At 44.1% G+C, this 14922-nt stretch carries 11 protein-coding genes; 2 read left to right on the plus strand and 9 right to left on the minus strand.

The window, feature by feature from the left end; all coding sequences use genetic code 11:
• Window positions 1-103 precede the first annotated feature (103 nt).
• Window positions 104-730 (minus strand): Crp/Fnr family transcriptional regulator, encoded by a 627-nt coding sequence (locus ABDW32_RS16980; RefSeq protein WP_343564511.1) that lies wholly within the window; start codon window positions 728-730, stop codon window positions 104-106.
• A gap of 372 nt (window positions 731-1102) precedes the next feature.
• On the opposite strand from ABDW32_RS16980, the gene ABDW32_RS16985 reads away from it, so the two are divergent.
• Entirely contained in the window at window positions 1103-1642 is a 540-nt protein-coding gene (locus ABDW32_RS16985; protein ID WP_343564513.1) for a GNAT family N-acetyltransferase, read from the plus strand.
• Window positions 1643-1662: 20 nt separating this feature from the next.
• Here ABDW32_RS16985 and ABDW32_RS16990 read toward each other — a convergent pair whose 3' ends face one another.
• From ABDW32_RS16990 to ABDW32_RS17020, 7 genes are all read right to left on the minus strand, one after another.
• Window positions 1663-2064: a DUF1634 domain-containing protein gene (locus ABDW32_RS16990; RefSeq protein WP_343564515.1), complete on the minus strand. Its 402-nt coding sequence runs from the start codon at window positions 2062-2064 to the stop codon at window positions 1663-1665.
• Between the two features lie 133 nt (window positions 2065-2197).
• Entirely contained in the window at window positions 2198-3031 is an 834-nt protein-coding gene (locus tag ABDW32_RS16995; RefSeq protein ID WP_343564516.1) for a sulfite exporter TauE/SafE family protein, read from the minus strand.
• 220 nt (window positions 3032-3251) lie between these two features.
• On the minus strand, window positions 3252-6359 hold the full coding sequence (locus ABDW32_RS17000; RefSeq protein WP_343564518.1) for a CusA/CzcA family heavy metal efflux RND transporter: 3108 nt from the start codon (window positions 6357-6359) through the stop codon (window positions 3252-3254).
• A 20-nt stretch (window positions 6360-6379) separates the two neighbouring features.
• Window positions 6380-7471, minus strand: coding sequence for an efflux RND transporter periplasmic adaptor subunit (locus ABDW32_RS17005; RefSeq protein ID WP_343564520.1), 1092 nt, complete (start codon window positions 7469-7471; stop codon window positions 6380-6382).
• Complete coding sequence (locus ABDW32_RS17010; protein WP_343564522.1) at window positions 7461-8819, minus strand: TolC family protein; 1359 nt, start codon at window positions 8817-8819, stop codon at window positions 7461-7463. The genes ABDW32_RS17005 and ABDW32_RS17010 overlap by 11 nt, the downstream gene beginning before the upstream one ends.
• A 118-nt stretch (window positions 8820-8937) precedes the next feature.
• Window positions 8938-10320: a HAMP domain-containing sensor histidine kinase gene (locus ABDW32_RS17015; protein WP_343564524.1), complete on the minus strand. Its 1383-nt coding sequence runs from the start codon at window positions 10318-10320 to the stop codon at window positions 8938-8940.
• Complete coding sequence (locus ABDW32_RS17020; protein WP_343564526.1) at window positions 10317-11108, minus strand: response regulator transcription factor; 792 nt, start codon at window positions 11106-11108, stop codon at window positions 10317-10319. The genes ABDW32_RS17015 and ABDW32_RS17020 overlap by 4 nt, the downstream gene beginning before the upstream one ends.
• 102 nt (window positions 11109-11210) lie before the next feature.
• On the opposite strand from ABDW32_RS17020, the gene ABDW32_RS17025 reads away from it, so the two are divergent.
• A complete protein-coding gene (locus ABDW32_RS17025) occupies window positions 11211-13724 on the plus strand; it encodes a phospholipase C, phosphocholine-specific (protein ID WP_343564528.1) in 2514 nt (837 codons plus the stop codon).
• An 81-nt stretch (window positions 13725-13805) separates the two neighbouring features.
• Here ABDW32_RS17025 and bioB read toward each other — a convergent pair whose 3' ends face one another.
• Window positions 13806-14888 carry a biotin synthase BioB gene (gene bioB / locus ABDW32_RS17030; protein ID WP_343564530.1) on the minus strand — a complete coding sequence of 361 codons (1083 nt, stop codon included), beginning with the start codon at window positions 14886-14888 and terminating at the stop codon, window positions 13806-13808.
• Window positions 14889-14922: the final 34 nt, after the last annotated feature.

Below are 14922 nucleotides of genomic sequence, written 5' to 3' on the forward strand. Positions count from 1 at the left end.
TTTTCTATTTGTTTATTTACCAAACGTTTAATTGCTCAAAATGTTTGTTTGAACAAGCTTCTGCAAAGGTGTGATAATCTTAAATAGAAAAAATTGATGTAGGTCAAGAATTTCGATTAGGCTTTAAAATCTGTCTTTTCAACCGGCTTAAAAACTCCTGTGTTACCCCCAGATAGGAAGCCAGCTGCATATTGGAAATCCGAGGGTATATTTTAGGATAGCGCTTGATAAAATCCAGATAACGCTCCTGGGCTGTAAACCCTATGCTTGATATAATCCGGTGTTGGGACGCAATCTGTGCCCGTTGGGCCATAATTCTGGAAAGCTTCTCATAGATCGGATGATCTTCGTAAAGTTTGTCTTTCGCTGTTTTCGATAAAGTAAGTACCACCGAGTCTTCTAGGGCCTGGATATTCTGCAAAGCCGGTTCCTGATAGTTGAAGCTGGCAATATCCCCCACCCACCAGTCTTCAATCGCAAATTGTAGGATATGTTCTATGCCATCAGCTGTGACATAAAATGATTTAAACAGTCCGCTGAGGACATAAGCTTCATAATGACAGATCTCACCCGCCCTTAAAAAGTATTCCTTTTTCTTGATTTTTCTGACCTGATAACGTGATACAATATCATTCAACTCCTCTTCGCTGACATTGATGCGCTGTCTTACAAATTCCTTGAATTGTTCCATTAGCGGGTAAAATACGAAATTTTGCGCTGTTAATTTCATCAGCGAGCTGATTTTTTGCCAATTTTAAATGCAAACAATACATCAATTAGAATCATCGCAATGCAGTATTTGATATTCATTGTGCAGAAGATTTTATCGAATAATGCAATTTGTGAAACTTTAAGGCCCAATCATATTTGTGTTCCCGGTAGGGCTGGACAAGACCACTTTTACCAGTTTGACAGTTTGTTGCTCATTGTCGTAATTTATGATGGATGGCCATCGGATCGAAATACGATCCTGATCAGTAATTGAACATTTTGGTGTAATATTTGAATAACAGCAAATGTATTTCAATTTGGTTTCATCAATAATTGGTATCTTTTATTAAAATTTAAAATTTGGTAAAAATCCTACGTTAAATATGTTCAGATGAAGTTTGTAGCACCGAATAAACTTGAAAATGATAAGGTCGTATTAAAGCTGATTGACCCCAGCGATTTTGATGTACTTTATCAAGTGGCAAAAGATCCGTTGATATGGGAACAGCATCCCAATAAAGACCGCTGGAAAGAAGAGGTTTTTCGCTCTTTTTTTGATGCCGCATTGGAAAGCAAGGCAGCTTATCTTATTGTGGATAAAAAGACGGGCGAATGCATCGGTAGCACCCGGTATTATGGTTTGAATGAGGACGAAAAATCTATTTTTGTTGGTTTCACGTTTTATGCGCGCGCTTACTGGGGGACCGGGATCAATCCTTTGGTCAAAGAAATGATGTTTGACTTTGCCTTTAATTTTGTCGATAAGATCTATTTACATGTAGGCGCAGAAAATATACGTTCACAGAAAGCCGTTGAACGCTTAGGGGCCAGCAAGGTAGCCGAGAAATTGGTGTCCTATGTTAATGAACCCGAGCGGAGAAATTTTGAATATGCACTGGAGAAATCTACCTGGCTGAGATCCAAAAGATAAAGAAGGGGGCTCCGAGCGGATTATCCCTTGACTCCGCTCAATATACTGCCTATAATAACAGTCACCACAATCAACGTGATGATAACATAGAGCTTGTCTCTTTCGATGATGAAGCCAAATAGGGAGCCGATCACCCGTACGATTGGGGTGCAGATCAAGAGTAAGACCCCGAGTTGTATGATCTGGGGAATATTTTTGTTAAATGCGCCTACGATAATACCGCTGATCGTCGTATTGGCTTTTCCTTCACCGACAAAATCCTTATAGTTGGGGACTGCATCCTGCCCATGCGCGATCAAATACCAGATTCCACCAATCACCAGGATCGCGGAAGCCAGGATGACACCGGTGCGTAAGATCTGTCCCACGAGCAATGAGATATCTTTATCGCCCCAATAGTTTTTTGAAAATACCTGTTTCATCTGTAAATAATTACTTATAAAATGTCTATTGCCAATCCGAGTACGTTACTTTTTTTGTTCAAATAAGCTTTATTGTTCAAAAATGGATATAACGTTTGTGATGCCGTTGAATATCAAACCTCTAATGTATTGTCTAAAATTTATGTTGAAATCCATTGAAGATCATTTCCAGTGCAACCAAGGTAATGGCGACGGCAAAAATAATACGCAAGGTCTTGGGGTTCATTCTTTTCAGAAGCTTTGAACCGGTAATCGCACCACAAAGAACACCCAAAATAACGGGAAAGGCAATCCCCGGATCCATATAACCCCGTTGTAGATAGACTACTGCTGAGGCTGCTGCTGTTACCCCGATCATAAAATTACTTGTTGTAGTACTGACCTTAAAGGGGATTTTCATCATGCTATCCATGGCGAGTACTTTAAGTGAACCCGAGCCAATACCCAGCAAGCCAGATAGGATGCCTGCAACGCCCATCAATGAAAAACCTCCGATGACATTGCTCAGTTTGTAGGGCACAAGTTTGCCATCCAAAGGATATGTACTGTTTAGTTTTAACTTTTCGGCTAAAGCCGAACCACCCGAAAAAGCCTGCTCATTTTTCTTGCGTACCGTCATTGCCGCTGAAAAGATCAGTACTACGCCAAAGATAATGGCAATGGTATTGGTGGGCATATAGATCGCAATGATAGCACCGATAACAGCACCTACCGTAGTTGCAATTTCCAGAAACATCCCGAGCCGGATATTGGTAATTCCCTCCTTAACATAAGCGGTAGCGGCCCCCGAAGAGGTAGCGATCGAAGCCAGTAATGCGGCGCCAATGGCATAACGGATATCGACATGAAAGAGGAGGGTCAGCAACGGAATGACCACCACTCCGCCTCCCAGGCCTGTAAGCGACCCTAAGAGGCCCGCAATAAATGCACCCAAAAGAAGGATGAGCGTAAAGGTGAGAATAGTCATATATTTTGTCTATTGAACCTGCGTGGTGCGATACCCCGCAGACGATAATTTGTTGTAAACTTAAGGGCTTTTTGTTGCTTTTGAAACTTTATGGACCGAATAGATACAAATGTTACATCCATAGTTGGGCCAAAAACGAAATACTGCCTTACACCTCACGGCGTAGGCAGTATCGGTGACCGTTAACGGTCTAAGTATATAGTATATAAAATGGACGTTATTAATCTGTGATTCTTTTTTGTACTTTTTCCCCCCGATTGAAGATATCATAGATGATCGGAAATACGAGCAATGTCAGGATGGTAGCAGATATCAATCCACCGATAATGACAATCGCTAAAGGTTTTTGCGATTCCGAACCTATACCGGTAGAGAGTGCTGCCGGCAACAAGCCAATGGAAGCCATTAATGCGGTCATCACAACAGGACGGGTACGCGATTTGACACCCTTATAGATCGATTGATCATTAGGCAGGCCATCTTTTTTATTCTGATGGAATTCCGAAATCAGGATAACACCATTTTGGATACATATCCCAAATAAAGCAATCATACCCACGCCGGCGGAGATACCGAAATTCATACCGGTCACATGTAATGCAATAATTCCACCGATCAGTGCAAAAGGAACGTTGGCTAATACAAGCAAGGAATCCTTGATATTTCCGAATAAAATAAACAATAAGAAGAAGATCAAAACCAGGCTGATCGGTACTACCTGCGCCAGGCGATGTGTCGCCCGTTGCTGATTCTCGAACTGACCTGTCCAGCCAATGGAATAACCATCGGGCAATTTGATCTTGCTGACTTTCTGCTGTGCTTCGGCAATGGTACTACCAAGGTCACGATCACGGATAGAAAATTTGATGCCGATATAGCGTTTGATATTATCCCGATAGATAAAGGCCGCCCCATTGTCTTTTTCTATTGTTGCGATACTTTTCAAGGGGATCAACGTACCGTCGCCGCAGGGCACCATCAGCTGGGCGATATCCTTTTCTGTCTTCCGATATTCCGGGGCATACCGCAGGCGAATGTCAAACTTGCGTTCACCATCGTATAAGACTGAAGCAGTCTTTCCGCCAAAAGCCATTTCCAGTACGGCCTGCGCATCGGCCGGAAGCACGTTGAATGCAGCCATGCGTGTTCTGTCCAGGATAACACTGACTTCCGGCTGCCCGATATTCAGAATAATGCCAGGCTCTTTGATCCCCTGTATATCCTTGATCTGTGCAAAGACCTCTTTCGATAGGCGGTCCAAGGTAGCAAGGTTGTCTCCAAAGATCTTAATCCCATTTTCGGCCTTAAATCCTGCGACAGCTTCCGCGACATTGTCCGAAATGGGTTGTGAATAGTTGTACGTAATCCCTTGGTACTGCTTGAGTTTATGGTCCATTTCTTCAATCAGCTGATCCATGCTGATCTTTCGTGTCCATTCTTCCTTTGGTTTCAGTGCTACGGCAAATTGCACAAATCCAAAACCATTCGGATCTGTTCCATCATTACTCCGTCCGGTCTGCGATAACACACCGGTTACCTCCGGAAAGGATTCCAACGTCGTTTTTAACACTTTCGTTGTTTTGATGGATTCCTTTAAGGAAGTACTCATCGGCATTTCGGCGGTTACCCAAAGTGAGCCCTCATTCAATGTCGGCAGGAATTCAGTTCCCAAAAATTTAGCGGAAAATAATACCGTACCCAGTATAACTAATGAAACAAGTAAACTCAGGCGTTTATTTCTAAAAGTAAATCCAAAGCCTTTTGCCACTATTCGGTTCCAAAACTCCACAAAAGGATTATGCCTTTCTTTGACATTTTTGTTCAACAGAATATGGGATAGGGCCGGTACGAGGGTCAGTGTAAATAACAGTGCCCCCAATAAGGCAAAACCGAGTGTAAAGGCCAGCGGCGAGAACATCTTGCCCTCCACTTTTTGAAAGGAAAAGATCGGGATCAAGGAGGTGATGATAATCAGTTTGGAAAAGAAAATGGCTTTCCCCAATCCAGTACCGGTTTGTTTGATCCAACCCGCCTTGGCCATTTTGTTGAATTTTTCCATGCCCAGTTTATGGGCTTTATGATCCAGCATCACAAATATACCTTCGACCATGACTACGGCACCATCGATGATAATTCCGAAATCCACGGCGCCCAAAGAAAGCAGATTGGCACTCATACCCGCTAGTTTAAGGCATAAAAACGCGAATAAAAGGGCGAGGGGAATAACGATGGAAACGATTACAGTCGTCCGCCAGTCCGCCATAAAAAGCAATACCATTAGGGTAACCAGAACGATACCTTCGATCAGATTATGCATGACGGTATGTGTCGTAAAATCCATCAGGTTGTCACGGTCATAGAACGTTTGCATTTTGACGTCTTTGGGCAATATCTTGTCGTTGAGTTCCGCAATTTTTGCTTTTACAGCGGTCAGTACTTCTCTGGGGTTTTCTCCCTTACGCATCACCACCGTACCGGCAACAACATCATCGCTTTTACCAAAACCGGCTTGCCCTACCCGGGGCATGGAACTTTCTTTGACCTCCGCTACATTTTTAACAAATACTGGGTTGCCGCGTTCGTTGATCACGGTAATGTTTTCGATGTCATTGATGGAGTTGACCAAACCGATACCGCGCACGACATAGGACTGTCCACTTTTCTCGATCACATCACCCCCAACATTGAGGTTGCTCTTGCTGACGGCATCGTAAACCTGTAGGGGGCTAAGATTATATTTGTCCAATTTGATGGGGTCGGTACTGATCTCATAGACCAGATCCTGCCCACCGAACACATTGATGTCGGCCACGCCCGGAACACCTCGCAATGCCCGGTCAATAACCCAGGTTTGCAAGGTCAATAGATCTCTTGAATTCCGTTGGTCGCTATGCAGGGTATACCGGAATATTTCTCCCGTTGGACCGTATGGTGGTTGCACTTCCGGATCAATGTCCTCAGGAAGACTGACTGAGCGCAGCAAGTTGTTGACCTGATTGCGCGCAAAAGTATCGTCTACGCCATCATCAAAGATGATTTTAACAATGGAAAGCCCAAACATCGTGGTACTGCGTATGCTGGTCTTCTTCTGAACAGGACTCATGCCCAATTCAATAGGAGTGGTCACAAAACGTTCGACCTCTTCAGCACTACGGCCATTCCATTGGGTGATGATGGTGATCTGCGTATTGGTTACATCCGGAAATGCCTCAATGGGCATACTTTTGAAACTTATAAAGCCGGCAATCGCCAAAATGCCAACCCAGATAAAGGTAAAGGCTTTATTTTTTATGGAAAAGGCAATGATATTTTTAATGAATTTGTTCATGCTCGAAAAGCTTATACAGGTTAATTATTCAATGCTCTATAGATCAAAAGCTTGTTGTTGACAATCACCTGCTCGCCTTCCTGTAAACCTGAGCTGACATATGTGATTTCTTCATTCTGTTTCAGCGGCTGGATCTCACGGATCTTGATGTCATTCTGTGACTTATAGATTAATACGAAATACTTGTTCTGATCAAAAATCACTGCATCCGAAGGGATGGCCAATGCCTGTGTATTGGAATGATGGAGTAGTTTAATTGTGGCCTTGCTTTCTGGAATAAGCAGACCGTCCTTGTTGTCAAGCACAACACGCGCCTGCATGGCATTGGTTTGCGGATCAATGATTTTAAAGATCTTGTCGATACTACCTTTGAATTTTTTGTCGGGATAGCTTAACGTGGAAACCACGGCCGGCATACCCATACTGATCTTATCGATATCCGTTTCGTTCACATTGAGTATTGCCCACACATCTTTGGTATTGGCAACATCAAAAATATTGTCACTGCGGTCGCTGCGCAACTGCATATCCTTGTTGATGTTTTTTTGGACGATATATCCGTCAATAGGAGAGACAACGGAATAAATATTGCCGGTACGGACGTTGTAGATCTGACTGACGGCTTGTGAACGGCGCAGTTGCTCTTTGGCTTTGTCCAGTTGTCCTTTGGCCTCAAGCATGTCCTTGTCGGTACTTAGTTTGCCGTTATACATATCCTCCGCAACACGGTAATTCTTCTCGGCTAGGAGCAGATCTGTTTTTGCATCGGATAGATCTTTCTGTATCCCCGCGACTTCTGTACTTCGGATTGTGGCGAGTACCTGACCTTTACGCACATAATCACCCAGGGATACATTGACGGATACGACATTTCCACCCACCAGCGGAAAGATGTCAATATAATTATTCTGATCGGCCGATATTTTACCGAAGAAATTGAGCTCCTCGGTCACATTTTCTTTTTTTACAGGGACGAAACTTGTCGATCTGAGCATCGTTTCACTGATTTCAAAACCTTTGACAATCGCAGAATTGTCTGTTTCTTTATGATTCTGGCAGGCGTATAGGGATACGATGGCCACAGTGCTTAGGAGAAGTAGTTTAGTTGACATGGCTTGAATTGAATATAGGGGTTTGCGCCAAGTAGTTAAGTTGCTCGGCATTGAGGATAATTTCTTTTTTCATATCGTAAAGTTTGAGTATGGATATGCGGTAACTATCCATAAAATCGCTGAACTCAACCAGGGAAATATTGCCTTTTCTGAAATTGCTGAACACACCATCGTAGACAGAAGCAATATTGTGCAGGTCGTCGGCCGTGATCGCGAAGTATTGCTTGTATTGATTTTCCCAGGACTGATAGTTGGCGCGGATCTGTGATTCCAGTAGCTGCCGCTGTACCTCGATATTTTTTTTGGCTTCTTCTTCCGCATATTTGGCCTTGATGATGTTTCCCTTGTTTTGTTTCCATAGCGGAAGTGGAATAGCCGCTTTGAGGTTCAGTTCATTGTGAAATGTGCCTCCGTTCTGGCTGTATTCTATGCCCAGATTGATATCCGGTGTATTCAGGGATTTTTGCCACTTGGTAAACAGCTGCGAGCTTTCGGCTGTTTTTAATGCAAACTGATAGTCCGCATTGTTTTCAAGTGCCAGGTCAAATATTTTGTCCATGCTTATTGCCGGTTTGATGGCCAGTTCCCGATCGGCCTCAGCATCTGACAGATTGGGAAGCACGTCCTCCTGATTGGAGAGTAGCACCCTTAACTGTTGTTGCATAGCGATAATGCTGTTGTTGGCACTCGTTTTTTCGTTGCTAAGGTCGATGGCCATGGTTTGCAGACGAACCTGATCCCGAAGGGAAACGTTTCCTTTTTTTCCTTCTTCTTTGTAGGCGGTCAATAAGCTGTTGAGGTAATCCAGTTGCACATTGATGTCGGCCAGTTTATGTTGTTCGAAATAAAGGGAATAGAATGTTGTTCTTAGTTGTGCGCGTAGACTGGCTAGCAACTGGCTGAACTGTAATTTCGAAAGTTCGACATTTGATTTGGCGAATTCAACCTCATTTTTCTTTTTTCCACCCAGATAAAGCAATTGGGATATACTGGCATCTTTTGATCCCCCCACATGAAATGCCTTTTTATTTTGTGGATCATAGGCATTGACGGCGACCTCCAGTTGCGGAAGCTCCCAGATCCTGGCCTGAATGACATCCGCTTCAGCCTGACTGATATCATATTGTTGCGCCAATAAAGAGAGGTTGTTCTTACGGAAGGCTTCTTCACATTCAAGAAGCGTCATTTTTCTGCCGGAAGACTGCTGTATTGTTCTATCAATTGTAGTTTCAGAACGGACGGTTGCATTTCCCGGACGAATAGCATTGAGCGCTACCGTCGCTTTCTGTTGTGCTAAAGCAACCGAGTTTAAAAACAGTAAAAATAGCAAGGATTTCTTTGTCATCATGATCGAATCTTATGCAACAAAGAAAGAGGACCCAGATTAAAAGCCCCTTAATAAATACTTAAAAAAAGCTTAAAATTTAATCGTTCTTCACCTCAGCTATGGCTGAGGGCGGAAATTGTCAGCTTCGGTGGCCGAACTGGGGATCCGGGAATCTGAGTATAAATATATGCGCTGAATGCGCTGTATTGGCTTTGTATTCGATATTGCCCTGATGGGAATCCATAATGCGTTTGACGATCCGTAGTCCAAGACCCGAACCAATGGTTTCGGTGGCATTCTCACCGCGGCTGAACGCATCAAAAATGCGCTTTTGATCACTGGCACTCAAGGCAGCCCCATGACTGGTGACCAATACTTTCAGCTGCGTCGGAGATTCATGGATAACGACACTTACCTCTGGATGATAGGAGTATAGTGCTGCATTTTTGAACAGATTGACAAAAGCGATTTCAACTAACTGTGCCGAACAAATGAGGGTTAATCTGGGATCTGCGATGCCTTTAATGGAAAAATCAAGTTGCAGATCGGGGAAAGCCTTTGCAACCTTTTCGTATGCCGTAAAAATGATCTCATCAATCCGTTCTTCCTGATAAGTCGTTTGGAGCGTTGCCGAATCAAATTTCGAAAGCAGCATCAGTGAGTTGGTGACTTCCGAAAGATGCTGCGTTTCTTTTGCAATATTGTCAAGTACATGACTGACATCTTCATCCAGCTGTTGTTGATGTCGGAGGTTCTCCAGCTGAAATGACATTCTGGCCAGCGGCGTACGAAGCTCATGGGAAGCACTCGAATTAAATTCTTTTTGGGATTCAAATGCGCCGGAAAGCCGTTTCAGCATCGTATTAAACGCTTGGGTCAATACCGCGATTTCGTCCGTGTTCCCGGCATATTTGACCGGATTTGTCAGCTTACTGGCATTGATCTGTGTGATATCCTTTTTGAGTTTGTCCAATGGCTTCAGTAAGCGGAGAATAAGGTTATAGCTAAAGATCCAGATCAATGACGTACTCAGTAGGAACAAGATCGTTAATACAATAGCCAGGTGATCCAGCTTTTCGTTGCCGGAATAATCCTGGGCTTTGACCAAAAGGTAATACGCCCGATTGTTGATCAGGTAATATTTGCCCAAAATTTCATATTGATCCTGTTTATAGAAAATTCGTTTTTCATTGTCCAGACGGTTGATGATCGCTTGGTTCCAGGTAATTGTTTTGTCTTTTACCGTGCTGAAAATAAGTTTTTTGTGGCTGTCCAGGATAATGACATCCTCATAAAAAAGTCCGTCTTCAATATCCTGAAAATACGTTTTATAAGATTCGCGGTCAAAAGAAGGCGTATTGGCAATGTAATGTGAGATATAATCCAGTTTATCGACCAGACGCTGACGGAATTGATCGTTTCTGAAATCAACGCTGGCATAATAGATGATGAGCATTGCAATGCCAAATAAAATGGAGAACGCAATACTAAAACTGATCGCTATTTTCTTTTTTAAAGTCATTTATCCGCAGCGAGGTAATAGCCAAATCCAGGTCTGGTATGGATCAGCTTGTTTTCAAAATTCTTGTCGATTTTTTTACGTAAAAAATTGATATAAACTTCGATGGTATTTTGTGTTGTCTGGAATTGATTTTGCCAGACTTCCTCCGAAATATGTTGCTTCGATAAAGTTCGTCCATTGGCCTGCGCCAAAATGAGCAGCAACTGAAATTCCTTCTGTGTCAGGTTGATTTCTTCATTTGACCGGAGTACCCGGGCTTCGTCAGGGTAAATGACCAGATCATCTATAATCAGCGTTTTGGGACTATTGTTTTCGTTATGCTGCTGCCGGCGAAGAAGTGAATTGATGCGAAGCAACAACTCGTCCAGTACGAAAGGTTTAACAAGATAATCGTCCGCAGCACGGAGAAAGGCTTCCTTTTTGTCGTCGATATCATCATAGGCCGAAAGAATGATAATCGGGGTCAGGGCATCGTGACTTCGTATTTTTTTACAGATTTCTAAGCCGTTGATCTTGGGTACATTAATATCGAGCAGGTAAAAGCCATATTTTTTTTGATGTGTCTGCGCGAGAAATTCAATGCCATCAAAGGCCTGGTCACAGGAGAAACCCTGACTTAATAAAAAGGATTTAATTTCCGTAGAAAGAATCCTGTCGTCTTCGAGTAACAAAATGTCCACCATAAATGTATGCATTGTCCTTCCGTAAAAGTAAGCAAATTTTGTCAACCCTATCCAATGCATCCGTTTACGATATTCCTCCCATTGACATTTTCCCACTTTTGACATATTCGTGTCCTGTCAATAATTTAGTAACACAAGATTTACACGAAGAAATATGAAACAAAAAGAAATCTAAGTAGATTCAAATCGAAATTATAGATAAACATTATGGAAAGCAGAAGAGAGTTTCTCCGAAAGACCTTATTATTTTCAGGAGCTGCCGGTATCGCCAATTTTATGCCGGCTTCTATCCAAAAAGCCTTTGCCATCGATCCGGCGTCTGGAAGTAGCTTTCTGGATGCCGAGCATATCGTGATCCTGATGCAGGAAAACCGTTCCTTTGATCATACTTTGGGGAGTCTCTCTGGCGTACGTGGGTTTAACGATCCCCGTGCAGTGCGCTTGCCCAACGATCTGCCGGTCTGGTATCAAACCGATAAGGCAGGGAAAGTGTTTGCCCCTTTTCGGCTAAATCTCAAAGAGAGCAAGGTAACCTGGATGGGCTCACTTCCCCATAGCAGGGCAAGTCAGGTGGATGCCTACAATGGCGGGAAATACGACCAATGGTTAACGGCCAAACAGTCGGGCAATAAGCAATATGCAACGATGCCACTGACCCTTGGTTATTTCACGCGTGAGGATTTGCCTTTCCACTATGCATTGGCCGATGCTTTTACCGTATGTGATCAGAATTTCTGTTCGGGCATGACCAGTACAACACCCAACCGTTCCTTCTTTTGGACCGGGAAGATCACGGAAATAAAGGATGGATTGCAAAAGGTCAATATTCGGAATGATGACTTTGGATATGGAAAAATGACCTGGAAAACCTTTCCCGAACTATTAGAAAAGAACAATATAGATTGGCGTTTTTATCAAAATGAAACCAGCTGCGGGGGTGGACTATCGGGTGAAGAGCGTGCCTGGCTGTCCAACTTCGGCTGTAATCTATTGGAATTTTTTCAGGCCTATCAGGTCAAGTTTAAAGATACCTATGTCAGCAACCTTGAGGCGCAGGTACGCGATCTACCGGGACAGATTTCCAGGCTTGAAGAGCGATCGCCCGAATCGGAAGAGCAGGCAGAAAAAATCCGGGTTGATATCCGTAAGAAAAGTGAAGCCCTCGAGCGGGCCGAAGCTGAACTAAAGGAGTTCCGTGCCGATAATTACAGCAAGCTGTCTGATTTTACCAAATCCTTACATCAGCGAGCCTTCACGGTCAATAAGGGCGATCATAATTATCGTAAACTGGAGACTTTGCAATTTAAAGACCAGGGAAAAAAGCGGACTTTGGAAGTGCCTAAAGGGGATGTGCTCGATCAGTTCAGAAAAGATGTCGACGCTGGGAAATTACCTGCAGTATCCTGGTTGGCCGGTCCCAAAAATTTCTCGGATCATCCCAGTGCCCCTTGGTACGGTGCCTGGTATGTGTCGGAAGTATTGGATATTCTGACCAAAAATCCGGAAGTCTGGAAAAAAACGATTTTTATCATCACTTACGATGAGAATGATGGTTATTACGACCATGTGAAACCTTTCCTCGTGCCGGATCTAATGAAAAAAGATACTGGCGCCTGTTCGGCGGGAATTGACAGTGAAGTGGAAATGGTACGCCTGGAGAATGAACTTAAACAGGGAATTCCAAAGAAACAGGCGCGTGAGGGTGCAGTGGGACTGGGGTTCCGTGTACCGATGTACATTGCATCGCCTTGGTCACGGGGCGGAAAAGTTTGCTCTCAAGTATTCGACCATACCTCCACATTGCAGTTTTTGGAGTATTTCTTTAACCATAAATACAATAAAAATATCAATCTGGAGCATATCAGTGCCTGGCGGAGAACAATTTGTGGAGACCTGACAGCGGCTTTCACGCCTTTTGTCCAGGTGCAGGAGCAGCTTCCCTTCCTCGAACGTAACCAATATATCGAAACTATATACAACGCCCAATTTAAAGATAATCCAGGCGGCTTTATTGAAATTACGGATCTAAACCAAGCTAAGCAGCAGGTTTGGACGTCGAAATTCAATCGCGTACAGGAAAAGGGAATCCGTAAATCGACAGCATTGCCTTACGGACATGATGCTTTTGGATATGTGCAGAATGGTCAATTTAACCTGACGATGCAGGTGGATACAGGGCTATTTGGTAAAAAGACCAGCGGTGTACCTTTCAATGTGTATAGTCCACTTGTCTATATAGACGGAGCGGGGGAAAGCGAAAGCTATCGAAACTGGAATTTTGCGGTCAAAGCCGGGGATCGCCTCGACTACAGGTGGGACCTGCAGCAGTTTGAAGGACAGCGCTATGCCTTTGAGCTGCATGGGCCAAATGGTTTTTATCGCAAGTTTGCCGGACAAAAAGATGCGCCCGCGGTGTTGGCTACCGTAGGCCCTGAACTCAAATCACTGACCCGAACAGCAACAGGCAAGCTGCAGTTGGCCGTACGAAATCTGGATATAAAGCCTGTTCGGCTGGCGATAAAAAGTTTGAATTATCAGCATTATGCAACGACAAAGGAAATTGGAGCTGGTAAAGAACTTGTGCTGATTTTGGATATTGCCGCACAGGGCAACTGGTATGATCTTGAAATTAAGGGACTTGGCGACGCCAGTTTTGAGCTACAGCTTGCAGGACGGTTGGAGACCGGAGTGGAAACCACAACCGATCCCTTGTTGGCTTAATCTTGTACAGGCAAGCAACATAACACTGGCTTAATGCTGTCGTTGCTTGCCTGATTTTTTAGGAAGCTGTGGCAGGCTGATCTATTTTTTCCCTTGCTGTTTAGCCAGGTTGCGTGGAATCCTGTGAGCAGGTCGTGACCATTGTGGCTTTTCGTCCAACGCCCGATATTGCCTGTCTTCCATTGCGAGGGTTTCAGGCTGGCTTTTTTTCTCAAAGGGCTGTTGTGGGATCAAGCCCAATGTTTTGAACATATCCAGATCCTCATTCACATCGGGATTGGCGGTTGTGAGCAGTTTATCACCCGCGAAAATGGAATTTGCCCCTGCAAAAAAACAGAGGGCCTGCCCTTCGCGACTCATCTTGGTACGGCCAGCAGATAAGCGAACCTGCGTTTGTGGCAATAAAATTCGTGCGGTGGCAACCATGCGCACCATCTCCCAGATCGATACGGTCTCCATGGCTTCCATCGGTGTACCTACGACGGGCACCAGCGCATTGATCGGTACCGACTCGGGCTGCGGGTGAAGTGAGGCCAATGTAATCAGCATATCCGCCCGGTTGGCTATGCTTTCCCCCATGCCAATAATGCCACCGCTGCATACGGTAATATTAGTTTTGCGTACATTTTCGATGGTCTGCAAACGGTCACCGTAACTGCGGGTCGAGATAATCTCTTCATAATATTCAGCAGAGGAATCCAGGTTGTGATTATAAGCATAGAGCCCGGCCTCCGATAGTCGGTGAGCCTGATTTTCGGTCAGCATACCCAGCGTGCAACAGACCTCCATATCCAGTTTGTTCAGTGTGCGGACCATATCCAAGACCTGGTCAAATTCTGGACCGTCTTTGACATTGCGCCAGGCAGCACCCATGCATATCCGTGAACTGCCGCTTGCTTTGGCTGCCAGAGCAAGCGCTTTGACCTGTTCTACACCCATCATCCGCTCGGCCTTAACATCGGTATGGTAGCGTGCAGCCTGTGGGCAATAGGCACAATCTTCGGGACATCCGCCGGTTTTTATCGAAATCAAGGTGGATACCTGCACTTTATTGGGGTCATGATAGGTCCGGTGGACAGTAGCCGCTTCGTACAATAATTCCATGATCGGTTTGTTGTATAAGGCAATAACTTCTGCCTGTGTCCATTTCTTTTTAGCTTGCATAGCGTTTGTTTTTGATCGTTTGAAAAATCAGTTT

This window comes from Sphingobacterium sp. (genome assembly GCF_039596235.1).
In the GTDB taxonomy this organism is placed as follows: domain Bacteria; phylum Bacteroidota; class Bacteroidia; order Sphingobacteriales; family Sphingobacteriaceae; genus Sphingobacterium.